This is a genomic window from Streptomyces sp. NPDC034049, assembly GCF_055575575.1.
The window spans coordinates 280,122-302,350 of sequence record NZ_JBVISJ010000010.1; the positions used below are offsets into that span (position 1 = coordinate 280,122).

At 71.8% G+C, this 22,229-nt stretch carries 25 protein-coding genes; 13 read left to right on the forward strand and 12 right to left on the reverse strand.

Annotated elements, in window-relative coordinates; genetic code table 11:
• Positions 1-154 precede the first annotated feature (154 nt).
• From ACZ52C_RS28020 to ACZ52C_RS28030, 3 genes are all read left to right on the forward strand, one after another.
• Positions 155-1,030, forward strand: a complete 876-nt coding sequence (locus tag ACZ52C_RS28020) for an undecaprenyl-diphosphate phosphatase (protein ID WP_469077362.1) — start codon at positions 155-157, stop codon at positions 1,028-1,030.
• Positions 1,031-1,146: 116 nt separating this feature from the next.
• Positions 1,147-1,326 carry a hypothetical protein gene (locus ACZ52C_RS28025; RefSeq protein ID WP_469077363.1) on the forward strand — a complete coding sequence of 60 codons (180 nt, stop codon included), beginning with the start codon at positions 1,147-1,149 and terminating at the stop codon, positions 1,324-1,326.
• The gene (locus ACZ52C_RS28030; protein ID WP_469077364.1) at positions 1,284-1,880 is read left to right on the forward strand and encodes a chloramphenicol phosphotransferase CPT family protein; all 597 of its coding nucleotides are present in this window, start codon (positions 1,284-1,286) and stop codon (positions 1,878-1,880) included. The genes ACZ52C_RS28025 and ACZ52C_RS28030 overlap by 43 nt, the downstream gene beginning before the upstream one ends.
• Positions 1,881-1,961: 81 nt before the next feature.
• Here ACZ52C_RS28030 and ACZ52C_RS28035 read toward each other — a convergent pair whose 3' ends face one another.
• Positions 1,962-2,702, reverse strand: coding sequence for an SDR family NAD(P)-dependent oxidoreductase (locus tag ACZ52C_RS28035; protein ID WP_469077365.1), 741 nt, complete (start codon positions 2,700-2,702; stop codon positions 1,962-1,964).
• A gap of 192 nt (positions 2,703-2,894) precedes the next feature.
• Between ACZ52C_RS28035 and ACZ52C_RS28040 the strand changes: the two genes are divergently transcribed.
• A complete protein-coding gene (locus ACZ52C_RS28040; protein ID WP_469077366.1) occupies positions 2,895-3,866 on the forward strand; it encodes an expansin EXLX1 family cellulose-binding protein in 972 nt (323 codons plus the stop codon).
• A 140-nt stretch (positions 3,867-4,006) separates the two neighbouring features.
• Positions 4,007-5,278 carry a serine hydrolase domain-containing protein gene (locus tag ACZ52C_RS28045; RefSeq protein ID WP_469077367.1) on the forward strand — a complete coding sequence of 424 codons (1,272 nt, stop codon included), beginning with the start codon at positions 4,007-4,009 and terminating at the stop codon, positions 5,276-5,278.
• A gap of 43 nt (positions 5,279-5,321) precedes the next feature.
• On the opposite strand, the gene ACZ52C_RS28050 is transcribed toward ACZ52C_RS28045, so the two are convergent.
• A complete protein-coding gene (locus tag ACZ52C_RS28050; RefSeq protein WP_469077368.1) occupies positions 5,322-5,939 on the reverse strand; it encodes a DUF4291 domain-containing protein in 618 nt (205 codons plus the stop codon).
• Positions 5,940-6,124: 185 nt separating this feature from the next.
• Between ACZ52C_RS28050 and ACZ52C_RS28055 the strand changes: the two genes are divergently transcribed.
• Positions 6,125-6,619 (forward strand): nuclear transport factor 2 family protein, encoded by a 495-nt coding sequence (locus tag ACZ52C_RS28055; protein ID WP_469077369.1) that lies wholly within the window; start codon positions 6,125-6,127, stop codon positions 6,617-6,619.
• Between the two features lie 118 nt (positions 6,620-6,737).
• Positions 6,738-8,336, forward strand: a complete 1,599-nt coding sequence (lnt, locus tag ACZ52C_RS28060) for an apolipoprotein N-acyltransferase (protein ID WP_469077370.1) — start codon at positions 6,738-6,740, stop codon at positions 8,334-8,336.
• Here lnt and ACZ52C_RS28065 read toward each other — a convergent pair.
• Positions 8,257-9,165 carry a Gfo/Idh/MocA family protein gene (locus ACZ52C_RS28065; protein WP_469077371.1) on the reverse strand — a complete coding sequence of 303 codons (909 nt, stop codon included), beginning with the start codon at positions 9,163-9,165 and terminating at the stop codon, positions 8,257-8,259. The genes lnt and ACZ52C_RS28065 overlap by 80 nt on opposite strands.
• Before the next feature lie 73 nt (positions 9,166-9,238).
• Between ACZ52C_RS28065 and ACZ52C_RS28070 the strand changes: the two genes are divergently transcribed.
• Complete coding sequence (locus tag ACZ52C_RS28070) at positions 9,239-9,751, forward strand: DinB family protein (protein ID WP_469077372.1); 513 nt, start codon at positions 9,239-9,241, stop codon at positions 9,749-9,751.
• A 103-nt stretch (positions 9,752-9,854) separates the two neighbouring features.
• Positions 9,855-10,364, forward strand: coding sequence for a hypothetical protein (locus tag ACZ52C_RS28075; protein WP_469077373.1), 510 nt, complete (start codon positions 9,855-9,857; stop codon positions 10,362-10,364).
• Between the two features lie 250 nt (positions 10,365-10,614).
• Here the strand turns inward: ACZ52C_RS28075 and ACZ52C_RS28080 are convergent, their stop codons facing one another.
• From ACZ52C_RS28080 to ACZ52C_RS28110, 7 genes are all read right to left on the reverse strand, one after another.
• Positions 10,615-11,136, reverse strand: coding sequence for a hypothetical protein (locus ACZ52C_RS28080; protein ID WP_469077374.1), 522 nt, complete (start codon positions 11,134-11,136; stop codon positions 10,615-10,617).
• Positions 11,137-11,245: 109 nt separating this feature from the next.
• Positions 11,246-11,929: a uracil-DNA glycosylase gene (locus ACZ52C_RS28085; RefSeq protein WP_469077375.1), complete on the reverse strand. Its 684-nt coding sequence runs from the start codon at positions 11,927-11,929 to the stop codon at positions 11,246-11,248.
• Between the two features lie 141 nt (positions 11,930-12,070).
• Entirely contained in the window at positions 12,071-13,657 is a 1,587-nt protein-coding gene (locus ACZ52C_RS28090; RefSeq protein ID WP_469077376.1) for an ABC transporter substrate-binding protein, read from the reverse strand.
• Between the two features lie 181 nt (positions 13,658-13,838).
• Positions 13,839-14,606, reverse strand: coding sequence for an SDR family oxidoreductase (locus tag ACZ52C_RS28095; protein WP_469077377.1), 768 nt, complete (start codon positions 14,604-14,606; stop codon positions 13,839-13,841).
• Positions 14,607-14,618: 12 nt separating this feature from the next.
• Positions 14,619-15,380 (reverse strand): 3-oxoacyl-ACP reductase FabG, encoded by a 762-nt coding sequence (fabG, locus tag ACZ52C_RS28100; RefSeq protein ID WP_215451095.1) that lies wholly within the window; start codon positions 15,378-15,380, stop codon positions 14,619-14,621.
• A 164-nt stretch (positions 15,381-15,544) separates the two neighbouring features.
• The gene (locus ACZ52C_RS28105) at positions 15,545-15,955 is read right to left on the reverse strand and encodes a DUF3037 domain-containing protein (RefSeq protein WP_469077378.1); all 411 of its coding nucleotides are present in this window, start codon (positions 15,953-15,955) and stop codon (positions 15,545-15,547) included.
• Positions 15,952-16,707: a HipA family kinase gene (locus ACZ52C_RS28110; RefSeq protein WP_469077379.1), complete on the reverse strand. Its 756-nt coding sequence runs from the start codon at positions 16,705-16,707 to the stop codon at positions 15,952-15,954. Before ACZ52C_RS28110 ends, ACZ52C_RS28105 begins: the two co-directional genes overlap by 4 nt.
• A gap of 128 nt (positions 16,708-16,835) precedes the next feature.
• Here ACZ52C_RS28110 and ACZ52C_RS28115 point away from each other — a divergent pair, with 128 nt between their 5' ends.
• The 3 genes from ACZ52C_RS28115 to ACZ52C_RS28125 all read left to right on the forward strand — a co-directional run bounded on the left by ACZ52C_RS28115 (position 16,836) and on the right by ACZ52C_RS28125 (position 19,883).
• A complete protein-coding gene (locus ACZ52C_RS28115) occupies positions 16,836-17,780 on the forward strand; it encodes an RNA polymerase sigma-70 factor (RefSeq protein ID WP_469077380.1) in 945 nt (314 codons plus the stop codon).
• 180 nt (positions 17,781-17,960) lie between these two features.
• Positions 17,961-19,175: an NAD(P)/FAD-dependent oxidoreductase gene (locus ACZ52C_RS28120; RefSeq protein WP_469077381.1), complete on the forward strand. Its 1,215-nt coding sequence runs from the start codon at positions 17,961-17,963 to the stop codon at positions 19,173-19,175.
• 189 nt (positions 19,176-19,364) lie between these two features.
• Entirely contained in the window at positions 19,365-19,883 is a 519-nt protein-coding gene (locus ACZ52C_RS28125; protein ID WP_469077382.1) for a Rieske (2Fe-2S) protein, read from the forward strand.
• A 37-nt stretch (positions 19,884-19,920) separates the two neighbouring features.
• Here the strand turns inward: ACZ52C_RS28125 and ACZ52C_RS28130 are convergent, their stop codons facing one another.
• The gene (locus ACZ52C_RS28130; protein ID WP_469077383.1) at positions 19,921-20,595 is read right to left on the reverse strand and encodes a cysteine hydrolase family protein; all 675 of its coding nucleotides are present in this window, start codon (positions 20,593-20,595) and stop codon (positions 19,921-19,923) included.
• 107 nt (positions 20,596-20,702) lie between these two features.
• Between ACZ52C_RS28130 and ACZ52C_RS28135 the strand changes: the two genes are divergently transcribed.
• Entirely contained in the window at positions 20,703-21,170 is a 468-nt protein-coding gene (locus ACZ52C_RS28135; RefSeq protein WP_469077384.1) for a pyridoxamine 5'-phosphate oxidase family protein, read from the forward strand.
• A gap of 70 nt (positions 21,171-21,240) precedes the next feature.
• On the opposite strand, the gene ACZ52C_RS28140 is transcribed toward ACZ52C_RS28135, so the two are convergent.
• Positions 21,241-22,194, reverse strand: coding sequence for a LysR family transcriptional regulator (locus tag ACZ52C_RS28140; protein WP_469077385.1), 954 nt, complete (start codon positions 22,192-22,194; stop codon positions 21,241-21,243).
• Positions 22,195-22,229 lie beyond the last annotated feature (35 nt).

Below are 22,229 nucleotides of genomic sequence, written 5' to 3' on the forward strand. Positions count from 1 at the left end.
CTCCGCCCGGGCCCCGGCCCGCCCCGCGAAACCCCTGTGACAGCCCTGTCACCAAGGGGCGCTAGGCTGCCCCCAGCACCTGTGATCACCCGCCCCGCGGCGCGGCACGTCCTCCGTCGGCCCTCCACGATCAGCGCTTGGACCACGTAACTTCATGTCTTGGTTTGAATCCCTCATCCTCGGACTCGTCCAGGGGCTGACCGAGTTCCTCCCCGTCTCCTCCAGCGCGCATCTGCGCCTGACCGCGGCCTTCTCCGGCTGGGAGGACCCGGGAGCGGCCTTCACGGCGATCACCCAGATCGGCACCGAGGCCGCCGTGCTGATCTACTTCCGCAAGGACATCGCCAACATCATCTCGGCGTGGTCGCGCTCCCTGTTCAACAAGGAGATGCGCGCCGACCACGACGCCCAGATGGGCTGGCTGGTCATCGTCGGCTCCATCCCCATCGGTCTCCTCGGTGTGACGCTCAAGGACCAGATCGAGGGCCCCTTCCGTGATCTGCGGCTCACGGCGACCATGCTGATCGTCATGGGCATCGTGCTGGGCGTGGCGGACCGCCTCGCCGCACGCGACGAGACCGGCGGCAAGCACCGCGCCGCCAAGGAGCGCAAGAGCCTCGAACAGCTCAGCGTCAAGGACGGTCTGATCTTCGGCCTCTGCCAGGCCATGGCCCTCATCCCCGGTGTCTCCCGCTCGGGCGCCACGATCAGTGGTGGCCTGCTCATGGGCTACAAGCGCGAGGCCGCCGCCCGCTACTCCTTCCTCCTCGCCATCCCGGCCGTGATCGCCTCGGGCGGCTACGAGCTGAAGGACGCGTTGGAGGGCGGGCACGTCTCCTGGGGCCCGACGATCTTCGCCACGGTCATCGCCTTCTTCGTCGGCTACGCGGTCATCGCCTGGTTCATGAAGTTCATCTCCACCAAGAGCTTCATGCCGTTCGTCTGGTACCGCATCGCCCTCGGCATCGTGATCGTCGTCCTGGTCTCCATGGGCGTGCTGAGCCCGCACGCGGGCGAGTCGGGCGGCTGACCCGGCTCCGTCCCGGACAGCCCGTGCCTCCCCAACTCCCTTCCGTGACCAACCACATACGACATCCGTAGCCGCCCGGTAGCGCACTGTCAGTCCGGCCGCCTACTCTGTTCGGCATGTCCCCCGATTTCCCCGCCCGTGGTTCCGTGCGGTCCGCCGACGACCTGAACGACAGGATCAGAGCGCTGTGGCGCCACGCAGGCGCGTCACTGTCGGCGCAGGAGCGGGCGGAGTACGAACTGCTGGTCGTGGAATGGGCGGCGGCGACACGGGGAGACGTGATCGAGGCCGCGTGATCATCTTCCTGAACGGCACGTCCAGTTCGGGAAAGTCGAGCATCGCGACGGAGCTGCTGCGCATCCTCGACGAGCCGTACTTCCACCTCCCGGTCGACGCGTTCCACGCCATGCGGACCCGCCGGGAGATGCCGCCCGACCAGCTCACCACCGTTCTGCATCGCACCTGGCGGGGCTACCACCGGGCGGTCGCCGGCATGGCCGCCGCCGGCAACAACGTCGTCATGGACCACGTCCTGAGCGAGGAATGGCGCCTGCGGGACTGTCTCGACCTGTTCGTGCCCCAGGACGTCGTGTTCGTCGGCGTGCGCTGCGGACGTGACGAGTTCGCGCGGCGTGAACGGGAGCGCGGTGACCGGCCGTTGGGGCTCGCGGCCCGGCAGCTGGACCAGGTGCACGCCCACGGCCTCTATGACATCGAGTGCGACACGAGCCGCGCGGATCCGCTCCGGTGCGCCGTCGGCATCAAAGAGTTCCTGGCCGACCGGCCCATGCCGACAGCGTTCCAGAGGCTGATCGACAACAGGGAGGGCGTGGGCGCACCGGCCGGCTGAGCGCCCCCTCAGGGGCGCGGGGAACCGCGCGGGCGACCACGGACGATCTGCGCCCGGCCACCGACAACGCCCCCACACACCTCACCGGCCCCCGGCGACCCGCAGCACCGCCCCCGTCGTGTACGAGGCCTCCGGAGACAGGAGCCAGGCGATGGCCGACGCGATCTCGTCGGCGCGACCCGGCCGGCGCAGCGGCACCGACTCGGCGATCCGGTCGGGACGTTCCGGGTCACCCATCCGCGCGTGGATCTCGGTGTCGATGACCCCGGGTGCGACCGCGTTGACCCGGATGCCGTCCGGCCCGAGTTCCTTCGCCAGCCCCATGGTCAGCGTGTCGACGGCCGCCTTGGTCGCCGCGTAGTGCACGTACTCGCCGGGACTGCCCAACGTGGCCGCGGCCGAGGACACATTGACGATGGCGCCGCTCCCCCAGGCCGCCATCACCTTGGCCGCCCGGCGCGAACACAGCAGCACCCCCAGCAGGTTGACCTCCACCACCCGCCGCAGCACCTCCGGGTCGGTGTCCGCCAGCCTCCCGAACGGGCCCGTCACCCCCGCGTTGTTGACCAGCCCGGTCACCGGTCCGAGCCGGTCCGCCGCCGTCTCGAACAGCCGGTCCACATCGGCCTCGACCGACGTGTCCGCCTTCACCGTGACACAGCGCGCCCCGCCCGCCCGTACGCCCGTCGCGATCCACTCGGCCGCCGCGCCGTCGTTCACATAGCCCACCACCACGTCGTGCCCCTCCGCGGCGAGCCGCAGGCAGGTGGCGGCACCGATCCCCCGGCTCCCACCCGTGACCACCGTGACCGGACGTGACATCCCGACCTCCCCGACGAACCCAGACGAACTCAAACGATCGATCATCCTACGATCGCAGCTTCACGCCCGCCGCACCTCGAAGGCAACCATTCCGGCCCCGGCGGCAACCCATGAGTGGCAAGCTCCTTTCACGCGAGCCCCACACGCATCACGCTTTCTCCCGAACCAGGCACGGAACAGAAGGACTTGAACGTGGCAGCCCGTTCCCACCGCTCCGCCCGCCGCCCCAGGCGCCGCACCGCCCTCCTCTCCGTCGCCGCCGTGGCGGCCGCCGGGCTCGCCGCATCGCTCGTGATCGCCTTCGGCCCCGGCCGCGACACCGACACCGAGGCCGCCGGAAAGGCCGGGGCGACCCCCGTCGCCGCCACCACCCGGACGTCCGCGCCGCCCTCCGACGCACCGGAGCGGAAGAAGAAGCCCTCCCCCACCCCCTCGAAGTCCCCGTCCCCGTCGGCGTCGAAGAGCACCCCGTCGGCGACCCCGAGCCCCGAGCCCACCCGGCCCGCGAGCGCCGCCACCGGACGCTCCGGATCCGCCTCGGGACAGCTGGCGGGGCGGATCCGCCCCGGGGTCGACTACCAGGGGGTCGCCACCTTCTACGACGCGGGCACCGGCGAGGGCGGCGCCTGCTCGTTCGGCGCGAGCGACGACGTCATGACGGCGGCGATGAACACCACCGACTACGAGGTGTCCAAGGCCTGCGGGGCGTACGTGCGCGTCCGCGCGGGCGGCGCCGCCGTCACGGTACGCGTCACCAACGAGTGCCCGTCCCCCTGCCGGCCCGGCCAGCTCGACCTCAGCGCCGAGGCGTTCGCCAAGCTCGCCGCGCCCTCGCGGGGCGAGATACCGATCACCTGGAGCCTGCTGAGCCCCGCCACCTCCGACACCCTCTCGATCCGGTACAAGACCGGGTCCAGCCAGTACTGGTGCGGCATCCAGGTGCTCGGACACCGGAACCCGGTGGCCCGGCTCGAGGTCCGCGCCGGCGGCGCCTGGACCCCGCTGCCGCGCACCGAGTACAACTACTTCCTCTCCGAGCAGGGCGGCGGGTGCGGTGGCGCGCTCCGGATCACCGACATCTACGGGGAGCAGCTGACCGTGGAGGGGCTCCCGGTGCGGCCGGACGTCGTCCAGCGGACCGGCGCGCAGTTCGCGGCCCGCTGACCGGGCCCGGGTCCGCCGCCCGCGCCGCGGAGAACGGCTCGCGCGGCCGCTGCGCCGGATAGCGCAAGCTCGCGCGCGGGGGGTCGTGGTCCCGCCCGATGCTGAGGGGACCCCTGCCCGCCGAGCCTCACGGGACCCCCATGCCACGCACGCCCGCTTCCCGCCCGCACACCGTTGCTCAGCCCGACGGAGGTACGCGCCGCCTCCGTCCTGGTCGCCGCCCCCGCCTCCGTTCGCGTCCCCGTCTGCGCGCCTCCCTCGTCGCCCTGCTCGGCGCCTCCTGCCTCGGCGGTCTGCTCCTCGCCCCGACAGCGGGCGCAGCCGCCGACGGGGGTGGCGACGGCCGGGGCGAGCGCGCACTGCAACGGCAGCTCGAAGAGTTGGTGGACACCCCCGGAGGCCCGCCAGGTGTGATCGTCGCACTGCAACGGGACGGCAGATCACGCGTCCTGCGGGCCGGTGTCGCCGACCTGGAGTCGGGACGCCCGATCGAGCCCACCGACCACATGCGCATCGCCAGCACGGCGAAGGCGTTCAGCGGCGCCGTCGCGCTCCGCCTCGTGCAGCAGGGCGAACTCGCCCTCGACAGCACCCTCGGCGACACCCTCCCCCGGCTGCCGGACGCCTGGGGCGCGGTCACCCTCAGGCAGTTGCTGAACCACACCAGCGGACTGCCCGACTACAGCGAGGACCAGCAGTTCCTGGACCTGCTCCTGGCCGACCCGCGCCGCACCTTCGACCCCCGCCGGCTGCTGGACTTCGTCGCGGACGAACCGCTGCGCTTCGCCCCGGGCTCCCGCTACCAGTACTCCAACTCCGACAACATCGCCGTGGCCCTGATGGCCGAGGCCGCGACCCACAGGCCGTACGAGGACCTCCTCCGCCGGATCGTCCACCGCCCCCTCGGGCTGACCGACACCAGCCTTCCCCTCGGGTACGAGATGCCGGAGCCGTACATGCACGGGTACGCCGTCGAGCCGCCCGCGCCGCCGGAGGACGTCAGCGAGGCGCTCAGCGCGTCCGGGGTGTGGGCCTCGGGCGGGATCGTCTCCACCCCGCGTGACATGACACGGTTCATCCGGGGCTACGCCGCCGGAGAGCTGACGTCGAGAGCGGTCCTGCGCGAGCAGCGCCGCTGGATCGAGGGGGCGTCCGAACCGGCGGGCCCCGGCCGCAACAGGACGGGGCTGGCCATCTTCCGCTACGACACGCGCTGCGGAGTGGTTCTCGGCCACACCGGGAACTTCCCCGGGTACACCCAGCTGATCGCCGCGACCCCCGACGGCCGCAGATCCCTCACCTTCTCGCTCACCACCCAGGTGAACAGGACCCTGAACCCCGGTCTCCTGGAGAAGCTCCGCACCGTCGAGGAGAACGCGGTCTGCGCACTGCTCGGCCCCCGCCCCCACTGAGTACACCGCACACCCGCGTAGCGACGCGCGCCTCGCTCCGGGCTCAGCACCGCAGATGGGCCAGGACGTCATCCGCGACCGGATACGGCCGTTCCGCCGGAAGCAGCGCGGCGGCCGCGTCCAGGTCACGGACCCGTACGAGGCCGTGGATCTCCCTGGCGAGCGGCGTCACGTCCTCGATGCCGACGATCCACTCGTCGGCGTACCGTGCCGCCGCCTCGCCCGACAGGCCCAGTTGGAGCGAGCGGTACGGCAGCGGGTCGAGCCGCAGGTCGCGCTCGGGGTCCCACTGGACACGGGCGGGCGAGCGGCGCACCTCCCGCTGCCAGGCGGCCCGGCTCTCGTGCAGCTCGGGGACGTAGTGCGAGAGGCAGGAGTTGCGCAGCGCCCACTCGAAGCCCGCACGCCCGATCTCCACGGCCAGAACGGTCTCCTGACCTTCCTTCAGACCCCAGCCGCAGCGGTACATCATCCAGAGGAAGGACGGCTTGATCCAGGTCATCCGGTCCCGCTTCCACGCGGCCGGGAAACGACCGTGCCGCGCGGCCGGGCCGCCGATCTCCGGGCGGTACGCCTGGTAGACGGTGACCGTGTCGGCGGTGTGGCGGGCACGGACGCGGAACCTGGGCTCGGTCGCCGGGGGACGTTCACTTTCACTCACGGGCACCAGGTTCGATCACGACACTGCCTCCGAGCCACCGAATATCCACGCTCGACGCGCCGCCGGGCGTCGGACCGACAGCGAGTGCCGAGCCGACGCCGGCCACCCCCGCCCGTCCCGGACATATCCCCCATCCGCCCGCACGCCCCTTGGCGTGGCGCGTGTGCTGCCCCAAGACTGAGCCGATGACGCAGCGTGTGGAGCTAGCGACCGTGATGGACCGGCTCGCCGTCGACGGCCTGATCACCGAGTACGCGGTGGCCGTGGACGACGGGGACTGGGCGGCGTACCGGGGCCTTTTCGTACCGCGCGGCCGCGCGGACTACCGCTCGGCCGGCGGCATCGAGGGCGACGCCGCGCAGGTCGCCGGGTGGCTGGCGCGGAGCATGGAGCTGTTCCCCATGCGCCAGCACCTCATCGTCAACCGGCGGGTGCGCTTCGAACTCCTGGAGCAGGACACCGGCGACACCGCCCGGGTCCAGGCGGACTACATCAACCCGATGCGCTTCGCCGGCCAGGACGGGGGCTCCACCGCGCCCGACTTCGTCTGCGGCGGCCGCTACGCCTTCGCTCTCGTCCGCACTCCGGACGGCTGGCGCCTGAGCGAGGTCGTGGTCCAGGAGAAATGGCGCCGCGCCCCTGAGGGCCTCACCCAGGCCCAGCACCCCTCCCCGGCCTGACCGCGCCACCCGACCCCGGCGCCTCCGCCCCCGCCCCCGCCCAGGCCCAGGCCCTCTGTCGGAGATCGTCCCCCGCGCGCACACTGGAAGGACTGACCGGTGGGGAGGGAGGCGCTGGATGCGGACGGCGGACTGGGTGACCTCCCCATGGCGGCGGACAACGGACCGGTCGGCCTCCCCGTGGCGGCGGCGAGCGGCCCTCGTCGGGGCCGGGGCCCTGCCCGTGCTCGCGTTCCCGGCACCGGGCCTGTGGTGGCTGGCGTACGGGGCGCTGGTGCCGTGGATGCTCATGATCCGCACGGCCCCGACCGGCCGCCGGGCGATGTACGACGGCTGGCTCGGCGGATGCGCGTTCATGCTGGCCATGCACCACTGGCTGCTGCCGAACCTCCATGTGTTCACCTTCGTCATCGCCGGCCTGCTGGGTGCGCTGTGGGCGCCCTGGGCCTGGCTGGTGCGCCGCTTCCTGGCCGGGACGCCGTCGCGGGGCCGCGTCGCCGCCGCGCTGGTGGTCGTGCCGTCGGGCTGGCTGGCCATCGAACTCGTCCGATCCTGGCAGGGCCTGGGCGGGCCGTGGGGTCTGCTGGGGTCCAGCCAGTGGCAGGTGGAGCCCGCGCTGCGGCTGGCCTCGGTCGGCGGGGTCTGGCTGATCAGCTTCCTGGTGGTGGCTGTCGACGTCGCGGTCACCGTGCTGGTCGCCGTACGCCGGTCGCGGGCGCCGGCGCTGGCCGGTCTCGTCGCGACGGCCACCGCGACCTCGGCGGTGTGGCTGTGGTCGCCGCGCCCCGACGTCCGGGGCGAGGCGCGGATCGCCGTCGTGCAGCCCGGGGTGACCGACGGCCCCGACAACCGCTTCGACCGTGAGGAGGCGCTCACCCGGCGGCTCGCCGGACAGGACCTCGACCTGATCGTGTGGGGTGAGAGCAGCGTCGACCACGACCTCGCCGACCGCCCCGACGTCGCCGACCGCATCGCCGCCCTGGCCCGCGAGACGGACACGAACATCCTGGTGAACGTGGACGCCCGCCGCTCCGACCGGCCCGGCATCTACAAGAGTTCCGTGCTCGTGGGGCCCGACGGCCCGACCGGCGACCGCTACGACAAGATGCGCCTGGTCCCCTTCGGGGAGTACATCCCGATGCGCTCGCTGCTCGGCTGGGCCACCTCCGTCGGCGAGGCGGCCGGCGAGGACCGCAGGCGCGGCACCGAGCAGGTGGTGTTCGACGCCGGGAAGGGGCTGCGGATCGGCCCCATGGTCTGCTTCGAGTCCGCGTTCCCCGACATGAGCCGCCATCTCGCCCGGGACGGCGCCGAGCTGCTGCTCGCGCAGTCGGCGACCTCGACGTTCCAGCAGAGCTGGGCCCCCGAGCAGCACGCCTCGCTGGCGGCGCTGCGGGCCGCCGAGACCGGCCGTCCGATGGCCCACGCGACGCTCACCGGCGTCTCGGCGGTCCATGGCCCGGACGGCGAGCGCGTCGGCTCCCGGCTCGGCACGGACGAAAGCACGACGGCCGTGTACGACGTTCCGCTGGCGAGCGGCACGACGCCGTACGTCCGCTTCGGGGACTGGCCGGTGGACGCGGCGCTGCTGACCCTGCTCGCCTGGGGCGCCTTCGAGGGCGTACGGGCCGTACGGCTCAGGCGGCGGACCGGTCCTCCACCGCCCGGACCACCCGCTCGCACAGTTCATGGGTCGCCAGCGCGTCCCGCGCGCTGAGCACATTGCCCGCGCGCACCGCGTCGAGGAAGGCGAGGACGGCCTGCTCGATGCCGCGCTGCCGGGCCACCGGCACCCAGTCGCCGCGCCGCCTGATCGACGGCTGTCCCTTGTGGTCGATGACCTCGGAGAGGTTCACGACCTGCCGCTTGGTGTCCTGGCCGGAGACCTCCAGGATCTCCTCCGCCGAGCCGCTGAGCCGGTTCATGACACCGAGTGCGGTGAATCCGGCGCCGGAGAGCTGGAGCACGACGTGGTGCAGCAGTCCGTCCTCGGTCCGGGCCCGTACGGTCACGTCCTCGATCTCGCCCGGCACGAGGAACCGCAGGGTGTCCACGACATGGATGAAGTCGTCCAGGACCAGCGTGCGCGGCACCTCGGGCAGGCCGATGCGGTTCTTCTGCATGAGGATCAGCTCGCGCGGATGGTCGGCGCACTGCGCGTACCCGGGCGCGTAGCGCCGGTTGAACCCCACGGCGAGCCCGACGCCGCGCTCCTCCGCGAGCCGTACGAGCCGTTCCGAGTCGGCGAGTTCGTACGCGAGGGGCTTGTCGACGTACGTCGGCACACCCGCCTCCAGCAGACGGGCCACGATCTCGGGGTGGGCCGTGGTGGGCGCGTGCACGAAGGCCGCGTCGAGTTCCTGGGCCAGCAGCGCGTCGAGGTCGGTGTGCCGCCGGTCCGGCGGGAGGTGGAGGCTGTCGGCGACGCCGGTGAGGGTGGCGGGCGTCCGCGTCTGCAGATGGAGTTCGAGGCCCGCTCGGGTGCCGAGCACCGGCAGATACGCCTTCCGCGCGATGTCGCCGAGTCCGATGCAGCCGACCTTCACAGGGGTCTCCCGTCCACGGTGTGCCGTCGAAATGCCTCGTCGGCAGCATACGGGGGCTGCGAGGATGGTCGGCATGACCGACCTACGCACCGAACCCTCCGTCACCGCCGACGAACGGACCATGCTGGAAGGCTGGCTCGACTACCACCGGGAGACGCTCGCGCTCAAGTGCGAGGGCCTGGACGACGCGCAGTTGCGGACCGCCTCGGTGCCGCCCTCGCAGCTCTCCCTCCTCGGTCTCGTACGGCACATGGCGGAGGTCGAGCGCATCTGGTTCCGCAAGGTGCTCGTGGACGACGACCAGGGGCCGATCTACTTCAGCGAGGCGGACCCGGACGGGGAGTTCCATCCGACCGAGGCCGACACCTGGGAGGAGGCGTACGGCACCTGGCAGGCGGAGATCGCGATCGCCCGCCGCAACGCCGGGGGCTTCGCCCTGGACGACGTCGCCAAGGCCATGCACCGGCGGTCGGGCGAGCCGCCGAGCCTGCGGTGGCTCTACACCCACATGATCGAGGAGTACGCGCGCCACAACGGTCACGCGGACCTGCTCCGGGAGCGGATCGACGGGGCCACCGGGTACTGAGCGGGGCGCGGGGCGTCGTCGGGGGGCCGCGGGCGTCACCCGTGTGGGGCATCATGCGCCCGCCCTCTCCCCAAAGCCGCACGGACACAGCAGAGTTGCGCGCGTGCATCGACCGACCACCACCGCAACGCTCCTGGTCACCGTGGCCGTCTCGGCTCTCACCGGCTGCGTGACCGCGCACCACCCGCCCCCGCCGCCGACGTCGCCCGTCCCGTCCCGGCCGACCGAGCCCCGCCCGGAGGGCACCACCGAGACCCAGATCATGGAGGCCCCGGCCCGCGAGGCCCTGGAACGGGTCGGCCCGCCCCGGGAACCCACCCCGAGCGCGCCGCCGGAGCCGAAGCGCGCGACGTCCGCTCCACCGCCCGCCGCCGGCGCCGCCCCCACGCCCGCCGCGCCCCCGCCGCCCCGCGACGCGCGCACGGCACCGCGCGAGCGGCCGGGCCCCCCTCCCGGGTCCCGCCGCCCGCACGTCGAGATCCCGCCCCTCCCGAGGACCGTCCCGACGCCCCCACCGAAGAACTCCGACGTCTGCGCACTCGGCCACCGCTACGGCGGCTGGGGCAGGGACACCCCCCAGGCGGCCATCTGCAAGGACGTCTACGGCCGTTGACCCCAGGCGGCCACCCCGCGCGGGCCGCCCCCACCTCGCCGTGTCTCCCCAGGGGGTGTTTCGAGAGTCCTGTGCGGTGCCCGCGGCGTCCGGTGCGTGCTCTCGGCGTGCCGGACGAAAGCCCTCGTACTGGACGTACTTGGGCTTTCGGCCGGTGCGGCGGTGGGGGCCCCTCCCGCTCGAGCGAAGCCGAGAGTGGGGGAGCGTGCCGGGCGCCGTGGGTGCTGTGCGGGACTTTCGAAACACCCCCCTAGGGCCGCTGCCGCGGCGGCCCCGGTCTCCCGTCCCCGGTGGGGCCCGTCTCGTCGAGCCGGGCCTCCAGGCGGGCCAGGGCGGTGCGGACGCCGTCGCCGTGGCCGTCGTCCGTCAGCGTGGCCAGCGCTCCCCGGGCCAGCCGCAGATGGCTGCGGGCCGCATCGTGGCGGCCCAGCCTGGCGTAGTCGGCGGCGAGGTTGAGGTGGAGCGAGGGGTAGAAGGCCCGCACCGCCAGCTCGTCCCGGTCCTCCGCCGGACGGCCGTCGCGGAGTTCGTCGGCCGCCGACAGCGCCCTGAGGTCCCAGGCCAGTTCGGTGTCCGGGTCGTCCTGGGTGTCGGCCATGTAGTGCGCCAGGGTGCAGCGGTGGAGCGGGGCGCCGTCCTCCCCGATCTCCGCCCACAGCCGCAGCAGTCGGTCGCGGGCCTCCTCGCGGTCACCCCCGTGGTGCAGCATGACCGCCTGCCCGATCCGGGTCAGCACGGCGTCCGGCGCCGTCCGCTCCTGTCGCTCCACCACCGCGTCCTCCGCACTCGTCGGCCCCCTGACCCGTCTGTAACCCCCGACGCTAACGGCAGGCACCGGCAATCCGGGTCAGGCGGCTCCGTACGACGGAGGCAGCGGGCCGTCAGCCCAGGTCGGGGATCGTCCAGTCGATCGGCTCGTGGCCCTGCCGGGCGACGGCCTCGTTGATCTGCGTGAACGGCTGGGAGCCGAAGAACTTCTTCGCCGACAGCGGCGAGGGGTGCGCGCCCTTCACCACCACGTGGCGCTTTTCGTCGATCAGCGGGAGCTTCTTCTGCGCGTAGTTGCCCCACAGCACGAAGACCGCCGGGTCGGGCCGGTCGGCCACCGCGCGGATCACCGCGTCGGTGAACTTCTCCCAGCCCTTGCCCTTGTGCGAGTTGGCCTCGCCGGCACGGACGGTGAGGACCGCGTTGAGCAGCAGCACGCCCTGCTGGGCCCACGGCATCAGATAGCCGTTGTCCGGGATCGGGGTGCCGAGCTCGGCCTGCATCTCCTTGTAGATGTTCCGCAGCGAGGGCGGGGTCTTCACGCCGGGCCGCACGGAGAAGCACAGCCCGTGGCCCTGGCCCTCGCCGTGGTAGGGGTCCTGGCCGAGGACCAGCACCTTCACGCTCTCGTACGGCGTGGCGTCGAGCGCGGCGAAGACCTGCTCACGGGGAGGGTAGACGGGACCCTTGGCGCGCTCCTCCTCGACGAACTCGGTGAGTTCCTTGAAGTAGGGCTGCTGCAGCTCGTCCCCCAGGACCCCGCGCCAGGACTCGGGCAGCATGGCGATGTCGGTCACGTCAACTTCCTCCGGTGTGCGCTCACTTCACGGCCGCGGAAGGCGCGGCCATGGGCAGCCGCGCGAGGCGCGGCCGCCGTCAGAGCACAGAACCTACAGGCGCCCACCGACATCGTGACCCGGCACCCGGAATCTGCGGACCTACCAGCTGGTCTTCCAGGACAGCTGCCACATGGTCATCATCGTCGCGGGGTCGATGACGTTCTCCAGGCCGGCGATCTCCTCGTTGGCGGCCGTGTACGCCTTGCCCTGCCACAGCGGGATCAGGCGGGCGTCGTCCACCATGATCTGCTGGGCCTCCTCGAACTCCTCGGAGACGGCCCCGCGGTCGCTCTCGGCGCGCGACTCCGGGAGCAGCTTGTCCGTGATCTCGGGGGACTTGTACGGGGTGCCGAGCGCGTTCTGCTCGCCCACGAAGGGGGCGATGAAGTTGTCGGCGTCGTTGAAGTCGGGGTTCCAGCCACGTCCGAAGACCGGGTACTCGCCGTTCTGGTAGCCCTCGGAGTAGGTCTTCCAGGGGCGGCTCTTCAGCGTGACCTTGAAGAGTCCGGACGCCTCCAGCTGCCGCTTGAGCTCCTCGAAGGCCGGCTTGGTCTGGGAGCCGTAGCGGTCGGTGGTGTACCAGAGCTCGAGAGGAACCGTTTCGGTGATGCCCGCCTCGGCCAGGATGGACTTCGCCTTGGTCGCGCTGGGGTTGCCGTAGTCGTCGAAGAAGCCCGTCGTGTGGCCCACCAGACCCCTGGGGATCATGGAGTAGAGCGGCTCGACGGTGTCCTTGTAGATGTTGTGCGCGAGCGCCGGCCGGTCGAGGACCTGGGCGACCGCCTTGCGGACCGCGGGGTTCTTCGTCCAGGGGTCCTTGGGGTTGAACACCAGGTAGCTGATCTCGGTGGTGGGGTTCTCCACGATCTGGAGCCCCTCCTGGTCGTGGTTGGCCTGGATGTCCACGATGTCCGAGGCGCCGAGACCCCGGTAGATCACCGAGATGTCCTTGTCCTTGAGCGCCTTGACCATCGCGTCCGACTGCTGGAAGTACTGGATGGTGACGCCGGAGTTCTTGATCTCCGCGATGCCCTTGTAGTTGTCGTTGCGGACCAGCTCGGCCGTCTTGCCGTCCTCGTAGGAGGCGAGGTTGTAGGGCCCGGAGCCGACGATGTCCGTGCCCTCGCGGAGCTTGTCCGCGGGGTACTCCTCGGGGTCCACGATCGACATCGCGGGTGTGGTGAGCACCAGGGGGAAGGTCGCGTCGGGCTGGCTGAGGTGGAAGACGACCTCGCGGTCGCCCTTCGTCTGCACCCGGGAGAGGGTGGTCAGCAGACCGGCGGGGCCGCCGTTGACGTTGATCTTCTTGATGCGGTCGAACGAGTACTTGACGGCCCTGGCGTCCAGCGCGTGCCCGTTGGAGAACTTCAGGCCCTCGCGCAGGGTGCAGCTGTAGACCGTGCTGGAGCTGTCCGTGAACTCGCAGCTCTCGGCGGCGTCGGGCTCGGGCTCGGACCCGCCGGGCGAGTAGCCGAGAAGGGGCTGGAAGACGTTGCGCATCAGCTCCCAGGAGCTGTCCCAGGCGGCGGCCGGGTCCAGGGTGCTCGGCGTACTGGTGGTCCCCACGATGATGGGCTCCGCCTCGTCGGAGGCGTCCGAGGAGAACACACCGCACCCGGTCACCACGGATATGGACGCGATCACCGCGAGTGGCGGCAAGTATCGGTTCCGGTTGAACACGTGCATGCTCCTCGAAATGCCGTACCAAGAGTGGCCGAACGATACCGCAGGCCCCGGAGCCGGTCCCGCCCGGCCGGTGGAGCCCTTGGTCAGTCCGCGTGTGACGGCTTTGTCGAGGCCCCGTGAGGGGTGCGGACGGGCGTCGGAGATGTTCGGTGAATCGGGACCGGCGCCCGTCCGTACTCTGTCAGCCCACCCCGGCGTTGAGGAAGATGCCGCCGTCGACCACGAGAGTCTGTCCGGTGATCCAGTCGGACTGCTCGGAGGTGAGGAAGGCGGCGGCGCCTCCGATGTCGGAGGGCACACCGAGCCGCCCAAGCGGGTAGGACGCGGCCGCCTCGGCCTCCCGGCCCTCGTAGAGGGCCTGGGCGAACTTGGTCTTCACCACGGCGGGCGCGATCGAGTTGACCCGCACCTTGGGCGCGTACTCGTGCGCCAGCTGGACGGTCAGGTTGATCATGGCGGCCTTGCTGATGCCGTACGCGCCGATGAACGGCGACGCGGAGACACCGGCGACGGAGGCGATGTTGACGATGGCGCCGCCGTTGTCCTTCTGCCAGGCGTGCCAGGTCTTCTGGGCGAAGCCGAGCGCGGAGACGACATTGGTCTCGAACACCTTGCGGGCCACGTCCAGGTCGAGATCGGCGATCGGGCCGAACACCGGGTTCGTACCCGCGTTGTTGACCAGGAAGTCGACGCGGCCGAAGGCCTCCATCGTGCGCTCGACGGCGAGGGTCTGATGGGCCTCGTCGTGGGCCTTGCCGGCGACGCCGATGACGCGGTCGGCGCCGAGCTGCTCGACGGCCTCCTTGAGCGCGTCCTCGTTGCGGCCGGTGATGCAGACCCGGTCGCCGCGTGCGACGAGGGCCTCGGCGATGCCGTAGCCGATGCCGCGGCTGGCGCCGGTGATGAGCGCGACCTTGCCCGAAAGCTCGGGGAGTTCCACCGAAGTCATGTTCTGGATCCCTTAGTTGAGCGGTCCGCCGGCGACGTACAGCACCTGGCCGGAGACGAATCCGGCGTCCTCGCCCGTGAAGTAGGCGATGGCTCCGGCGATGTCCTCCGGGCGGCCCACGCGCTGCACGGGGATCTGGGTGGCCGCGGCGGCCTGGAAGTCCTCGAAGCCCATGCCGACGCGGGCGGCGGTGGCGGCGGTCATGTCGGTGACGATGAAGCCGGGGGCGACCGCGTTGGCGGTGACGCCGAACTTGCCCAGCTCGATGGCCAGGGTCTTGGTGAAGCCCTGCAGACCGGCCTTGGCGGCGGAGTAGTTGACCTGGCCCCGGTTGCCGAGCGCGGACGACGAGGAGAGGTTCACGATCCGGCCGAACTTGGCCTCGACCATGTACTTCTGCACCGCCTTGGCCATCAGGAAGGCGCCGCGCAGGTGCACGTTCATGACCGTGTCCCAGTCGGACGCGCTCATCTTGAACAGCAGGTTGTCGCGGAGCACACCCGCGTTGTTCACCAGGATCGTCGGGGCCCCCAGCTCCTCGGCGATCCGGGTGACGGCGGCCTCGACCTGGGCCTCGTCGGAGACGTCGCAGCCGACCGCGAGCGCCCTGCCGCCCGCGGCGGTGATCTTCTCCACGGTGTCCTTGCAGGCGGCCTCGTCGAGGTCGATCACCGCGACGGCCCGCCCCTCGGCGGCCAGTCGTACGGCGGTCGCGGCGCCGATGCCGCGCGCGCCACCCGTGACCACGGCGACACGCTGCTCAGTGGTGGACATTGCTGGTTCTCCTCGCCCTTGGGATGCGGCTCCTGCGGCGCCCCCAGTTGGTGAGCGACCGCTTAGTACCTTCAGCACACGTGACGCTAGAAGTCCTGGCACCCGGTGTCAACGTTCCACCAGGTGTGATGCCTTACGTCGGTGGGTCGCCTTACGTCGGCGGGTCACTTCACCAGCAGGGCGAGCAGCCGCTCGGCCTCCGCCGCCGGATCCGCGGTGAGCCCAGTGTGCACGGGTCCCGCCTGGACGACCGTGGACCGGGGCGCGACGAGCCACCGGAACCGCCGTCCGGCGTCGTCGTGGGCGGCCTGCCCGGCGGCCTCTCCCCCGGCGCACACCCCCTCCACGGCGCGCAGCGCGGCGCGTACGCCCGCCACGTCCGCCCCGGGGTCGAGGGCGAGCAGCTTGGTCTCGTCGAGGTGGGTGCGGGCCGCCACCAGGGCCCGGGAGCGGCTGTAGACGAGGACGCCCGCGTTGAAGCACTCGCCGCGCTCGACACGGGGCACGATCCGCAGCAGCGCGTACTCGTAGACGTCCTGTCCCGTCGCGCCGGTCCCCAGGAAGCGGTCGCTCACTTGATCCCCTCGATACGTTCGTGGATGCCGGCGGCACGGGCGAGCAGGGGTTCCGCGTACGCCCGCCGCAGCGCGTCCGGCGTCTCGAAGCCGGGCTCGTCCGTCAGCCAGACGTCCGGGATCTCGGCGGTCACCTCGGCGAGCAGGTCCTCGGTGACCAGGGGCGCGAGCTCGGCGGCGGCCGCCGCGACGTCGGGGCCGAAGCGGGCGAGGGCGTGGTCGGCGGCGTCGTACGGCTTGGCCGCCGAGGCGCGGGCGCCGGGCCAGTGGTGGTGCCAGATCATGGTGGCGCCGTGGTCGACGAGCCACAACTCACCGTGCCACATCAGCAGGTTGGGGTTGCGCCAGGAGCGGTCGACGTTGTTGATCAGCGCGTCGAACCAGACGATCCGCCCGGCCTCCTCGGAGCCGACCTCGAAGGCCAGCGGGTCGAAGCCGATCGCCCGGGTCAGGAAGTCCATGCCCAGGTTGGTGCCGCCGCTGGACTTGATCAGCTCCTGGACCTGCTCGTCGGGTTCACCGAGGCCGAGGACGGGGTCCAGGCCGAGGGCCACGAGACCGGGCACGCGCAGCCCGAGCCGCCGCGCCAACTCACCGCAGACCACCTCCGCGACCAGGGTCTTGCGCCCCTGGCCCGCGCCGGTGAACTTCAGGACGTACGTCCCGCCGTCGTCGCCCTCGACGAGACCGGGCAGCGATCCGCCCTCCCGCAGCGGGGTGATGTAGCGGGTCGCGGCGACCTCTTTCAGCACGTTCCCGGGCCACCCATCTCTTCGACCTCGCGATCCACGCTCGAAACCGAGCTGCCCGCCTCCGGCATGAAGGGAACATAGTAACCAAGGGTGATCACGGGCCTCCTCCGCGCACTAGGATCCGGGACATGGCGCTGACGATGCACGACGTGGACCGGTTCGAGGCGACGAGGCCCCGTCTGGAGGCGATCGCGTATCGCCTCCTCGGCTCGGCGGGCGAGGCGGAGGACGCCGTGCAGGAGACCTTCCTGCGCTGGCAGGCGGCCGACGTCGACCGGATCGAGGTGCCCGAGGCCTGGCTGACGAAGGTGCTCACCAACCTGTGCCTCAACCAGCTCACCTCGGCCCGCGCCCGCCGGGAGACCTACGTGGGCCAGTGGCTGCCCGAGCCGCTGCTCGAGGGCGACCCGATGCTCGGCCCGGCCGACACCGCCGAACAGCGCGAATCCGTCTCGTACGCGGTCCTCACCCTGCTGGAGCGCCTCACGCCGAGCGAGCGGGCGGTGTATGTGCTGAAGGAGGCCTTCGACTACCCGCACCGGGAGATCGCCGACATCCTCGACATCAGCGAGGCCTCCAGCCAGCAGATCTTCCACCGCGCGAAGAAGCACGTGGCGGCGGGCAAGGCGCGTACGGAGATCGACGAGGCGGCGGCCCGGCGGATCGTCGAGGAGTTCCTCGCGGCGGCCACCAGCGGAAAGACCGAGCCGCTGGTCAAGCTGCTCACCTCGGACGCCATCGCGGTCGGCGACGGCGGCGGGAAGGTCCCGGCCCGCGCCAGGGCGTTCGAGGGCGCTCTCGCGGTCGCGAAGTTCATGCGGGGCCTGTTCAAGCCCGCCCCGGCCAAACGGTCCCTGGTCGGCGGCTCACCGGAGATCCACATCTCGACGGCCAACGGCGGCCCCGCGGTCCTGGCGGTCGTCGACGGCCGGGTCGTCGGAATCATCTGCCTGGAGATCGGCGCGGACGGCATCGTCGCGTTCCGCAGCCAGGTCAACCCCGACAAGCTGGAGCGCGCGACCGAGGTGTGGGCGGCGACCGAGCACGGCGAACCCCTGTTCCACGCCTTCTGACCAGCACCTCCGCAGGCTTTCCGCGGGCCCTGTCCGGCCCTTCGACGATCCGGGTCACACCTTCCACCGAAGGTGTGACCTGCTTCACATTCCATTCCTGTCAGGAAATCGCGGGCTACCCGGTTCAAGGTGCGAGACCGAGCAAGGCAAGCCTCGGACCCGCGCAGACAGGAGCAGAAAATGCAGCACCGCATCGTCGTCCTCGGAGCCGGCTACACCGGAGCCAGCGTCGCCGGCCGTCTCGCCAAGCGGCTGCACCGCGCAGACGTCGCCATCACCCTCGTCAACGCCGAATCCGACTTCGTCGAGCGCGTCCGGATGCACCAGCTGGCGGTCGGTCAGGAGCTCAGGTCCCGCCCCTTCGACAAGATGTTCGCGGGCACCGGCGTCGAGGTGAGGCTCGCCGAGGTCGCCGGTGTCGACGCCGACCGCAGGACCGTCACCGTGACCGACGCCCACGGCGCCGGGCAGCAGGAACTGGCGTACGACACCCTCGTCTACGCCCTCGGCAGCGGCTGGAACCCCCAGGGCGTCCCCGGCACCGCCGAGCACGCCCACGAGATCTCCAGCCGCCCCGGAGCGCTCCGGCTGCGCGAGCGGCTGGCCCGGCTGGACGCGGGGCAGCCCGTGGTGATCGTCGGCGGCGGACTCACCGGCCTGGAGGCCGCGACCGAGATCGCCGAGACCCGCCCGGACCTGGACGTCGCCCTCGTGGCCCGCGGCGGCTTCGGCGACTGGCTCTCCGACAAGGGCCGGGCCCATCTGCGGAAGGTCTGCGCGGGGCTCGGCATCACCGTGCACGAGCACACCGCCGTCACGGCCGTCGAGGCCGACCGCGTCCTGACCGACGGCACGCCCGTCCCGGCCGCGGTCACCGTGTGGGCCACCGGCTTCGCCGTCCACCCGATCGCCGAGGCGAGCACCCTGGAGGTCTCCGGCACCGGCCAGATCGTGGTCGACGAGACCATGCGCTCGGTCTCGCACCCCGAGGTGTACGCCGTCGGTGACGCGGCCCTCGTGGCGGGCCCCGGCGACAAGCCGCTGCGGATGTCGTGCGCCTCCGGGGTGCCCACCGCGTGGCAGGCCGCCGACGCCATCGCGGCCCGGCTGACCGGCGGAAAGCTCCCGAAGATCGAGATCCGCTACGTCCAGCAGTGCATCTCGCTCGGCCGCAAGGAGGGCCTGATCCAGTTCGTGACCGCGGACGACCAGGCCCTGCCCAAGGCCCTCACCGGCCGCATCGCCGCCGTCTACAAGGAAATCATCTGCAAGGGGGCGGCCTGGGCGGTGGCCCACCCGACCGTGGGCATGCCGGTCCGCCGGCGTCGCACGACCCAGCCGACCCCGACGGCCGAGGCGACCCCGACGGACGCGGCGGCAGAGGTCACGGTCTGAGCCGCACGGCGCCGCCCTTCCGCTGTCGGTCGCCGATCGCCGATCGCCGACCGACAGCTTTCGGACAGCTGGTTTTGACACTGTCGTGATCCCGAACAGGCCAAGATGTGCACCTGCCTGAACGTTCAAGGACAGGTTCGCCGTATCCATGGGCGAAAGTGCGAAGCCATCTCGGAAGGAACCGTCAGCATGACCAGCGAAACGACCAAACCCGCTTCGATCCCGGGCCGTCGCACCGTCATGGCGGCCGCCGGCGTGGCGGGCCTCGCCGTCGCGCTGACCGCGTGCGGATCGGACGACGGCGCGTCGACCTCCACGTCGTCCGGCGCCGGGGCCGGTGACACGTCCGGTGGCAGCACCGGTGGCAGCACCGGCGGTGACACGACCGGCGGCAGCACGGGCGGCGACGGCGGCGCGGGCGGCAAGGCGATCGCCAAGACCTCGGACATCCCCGAGGGCGGCGGCAAGATCTTCGAGAGCGAGGGCGTCGTCGTCACCCAGCCCGAGGCGGGCACCTTCAAGGCGTTCTCGTCCGTGTGCACCCACCAGGGCTGCGCGGTGAAGTCGATCGCCGACGGCGTGATCAACTGCCCCTGCCACAACAGCAACTTCTCGATCGCGGACGGCAGCGTGAAGAGCGGGCCGGCGACGAAGCCGCTGCCCGCCAAGGAGGTCACCGTGTCCGGCGACTCGATCACGCTCGCCTAGCGTCCGCTCGGGGGTGTTTCGAAAGTCCTGACACCCCCTAGACGTCGGCGGGCCGGCTCTCGGACCGTGCGAAGCGGGCCACCACCTCGTCCGTGGTCGCGACCGTGGCGACCAGCGCGAGGGTGTGGCGGATCATCGCGGGGGTGTAGTCGGCAGGCACCCCCGCGATGGCGTCACCGGGCACGACCACCGTGTAGCCGAGATTGACCGCGTCGAACACCGCGTTCGGCACGGCCACGTTGGCCGAGACACCGGCGACGACCAGGGTGCGGCAGCCCAGGTTCCGCAGCAGCGCGTCCACGTCCGTGCCGGCCAACGGGGACAGCCCGTGCAGCCGCCGGACGATCAGGTCCTCCTCGGCGACCTCGATGGGCGGCGCGACCCGTACGGCCGCCGTCCCCGTCAACTGCCGTACGGGCAGCCGTTCGGCCACGCGGAACAGCCGGGCGTTGCGGTTGGCTCCCCGGCCGTCGGGCCGTCGCTCGGCGACGGCGTGCAGGACCTGCACGCCGCACCCGTGGGCCGCCACGACCAGCCGGGCGACACGGTCGAGCGCCCCCGACGACCGGGCCTCCCGGGCGAGTTCGGGCAGGGCCCCGTCCGGCCCGACGACGCCCTGCTGGCATTCGACGGTGAGCAGGACGGTCGTGGCGGGATCGAGGAGCCCGTCCAGCTCCCGCCGCCGCTTCGGCTCACTCGCGTACGCGGGCACGGTGTTCCCCCTGTCGCCGGCGATCGGGCGGTGGAGCGTAACGCCCCTTGCACATGGACGGAAGACGACCGATGCTCTTCTGACGCCACGTCAGAGGAGAGGGATCCATGACCGCCACCCAGCGCCGGGGCCGGAAGATCATGATGGAACCCGCCGAACGGGACGAGTTCCTGAGTACCCAGCGGACCTGCCGGGTGGCGACCGTCGCACCCGACGGCGCCCCGCACGTCAGCCCGCTGTGGTTCGTCTGGGACGGCACCTCGCTCTGGCTCTATTCGATCACCCGCAGCAAACGCTGGTCCGCACTGCGCCGCGATCCGCGCGTGGCGGTCGTGGTCGACGCGGGCGAGGAGTACGGCGAACTGCGCGGCGTCGAACTGTCCGGCACCGTCGAGTTCGTCGGCGAGGCACCGCGCACGGGCGAGCCGGTGCCCGAACTCGTCGAGGTGGAGCGGCTGTTCGCCCGCAAGAACTTCGGCATCGACGAGATGCCCCACGACGGCAGGCACGCCTGGCTGCGCCTGACACCGGACGCCGTCGCGTCCTGGGACTTCCGCAAAATGGGCTCGCTGTGAGGCGATCCGCCCGGCGCGGCGAGTCCCCACCGTGAGCCGGCACCACCGCGCACCCGGCCCGTAGCTCAGCTCACGGCCCGCCACCCAAACGCGCGCTCACGTTCTCACTCGGCCCGTCGGTCGCCCCCGCACGCGCCCCCGCCACCCGCAGCGCCTCCACCGCCGCCCTGATGGAGGGCCGCCGGTCGGCGTCCGAGCGCCACACCGCGTAGACGCTGCGGTGCACCCGATGGCGCACCGGCACGGTCCGCACCCCGGCGGGCATCGGGTCACGACCGAGCCGGGGCGCGATGCAGACGCCCAACCCTGCGGCGACCAGGGCGAGTTGGGTGTGGTGTTCACCGGCGCGGTGGGCGATGTGGGGCTCGATGCCGTTGGCCCGCAGCGTGTAGAGCAGCCATTCGTGGCAGAACTCGCCCTCGGGCCAGGCGACCCACGGCTCCTGGGCCAGTTCCCGCAGATCGATCTCGTCCCGGCCGACGAGCGGATGGTCCTCGTGCAGGGCCACCTCCACCGGGTCGTCGAGGATCGCGGCCCTGGCCAGCCCCTCGGGGACGGGCAGTGGCTTGTTGTACCAGTCGAGGACGACGGCCAGGTCGACATCGCCCCGGATCACCGCGTTAACGGCGAGTTCGGGTTCCAGTTCCCGCGACCGCACGCGCAGCGCGGGATGGTCCTCGCGCAGCGCCCGGAAGACGGCGGGAAACAGCCCCCGGACGGCCGTCGGGAACGCGGCCAGCCGGAGTTCGCCGACCACCTGCCCCCGCTGCGCCTCCAGCGCCGACTGCGCCAGCTCGACCTGCGACAGGATGCGCGCGGCGTGCTCGGCGAGCAGCCGCCCCGCGTCGGTGAGCCGCACACCCCGCCCGTTCCTGGCGAGGAGCCGCTGCCCCACCTCCCGTTCCAGCTTGGCCATCTGCTGCGAGACGGCCGAGGTGGTGACATGCAGCCCCTCGGCCGCTCCGCTGACCGAGCCGTGCCGGGCGAGGGCGTCCAGGGTACGCAGGCGCTCCAGGTTCAACATGTAAGCAATGCTACGAGAATCGGCTCACCAATTCT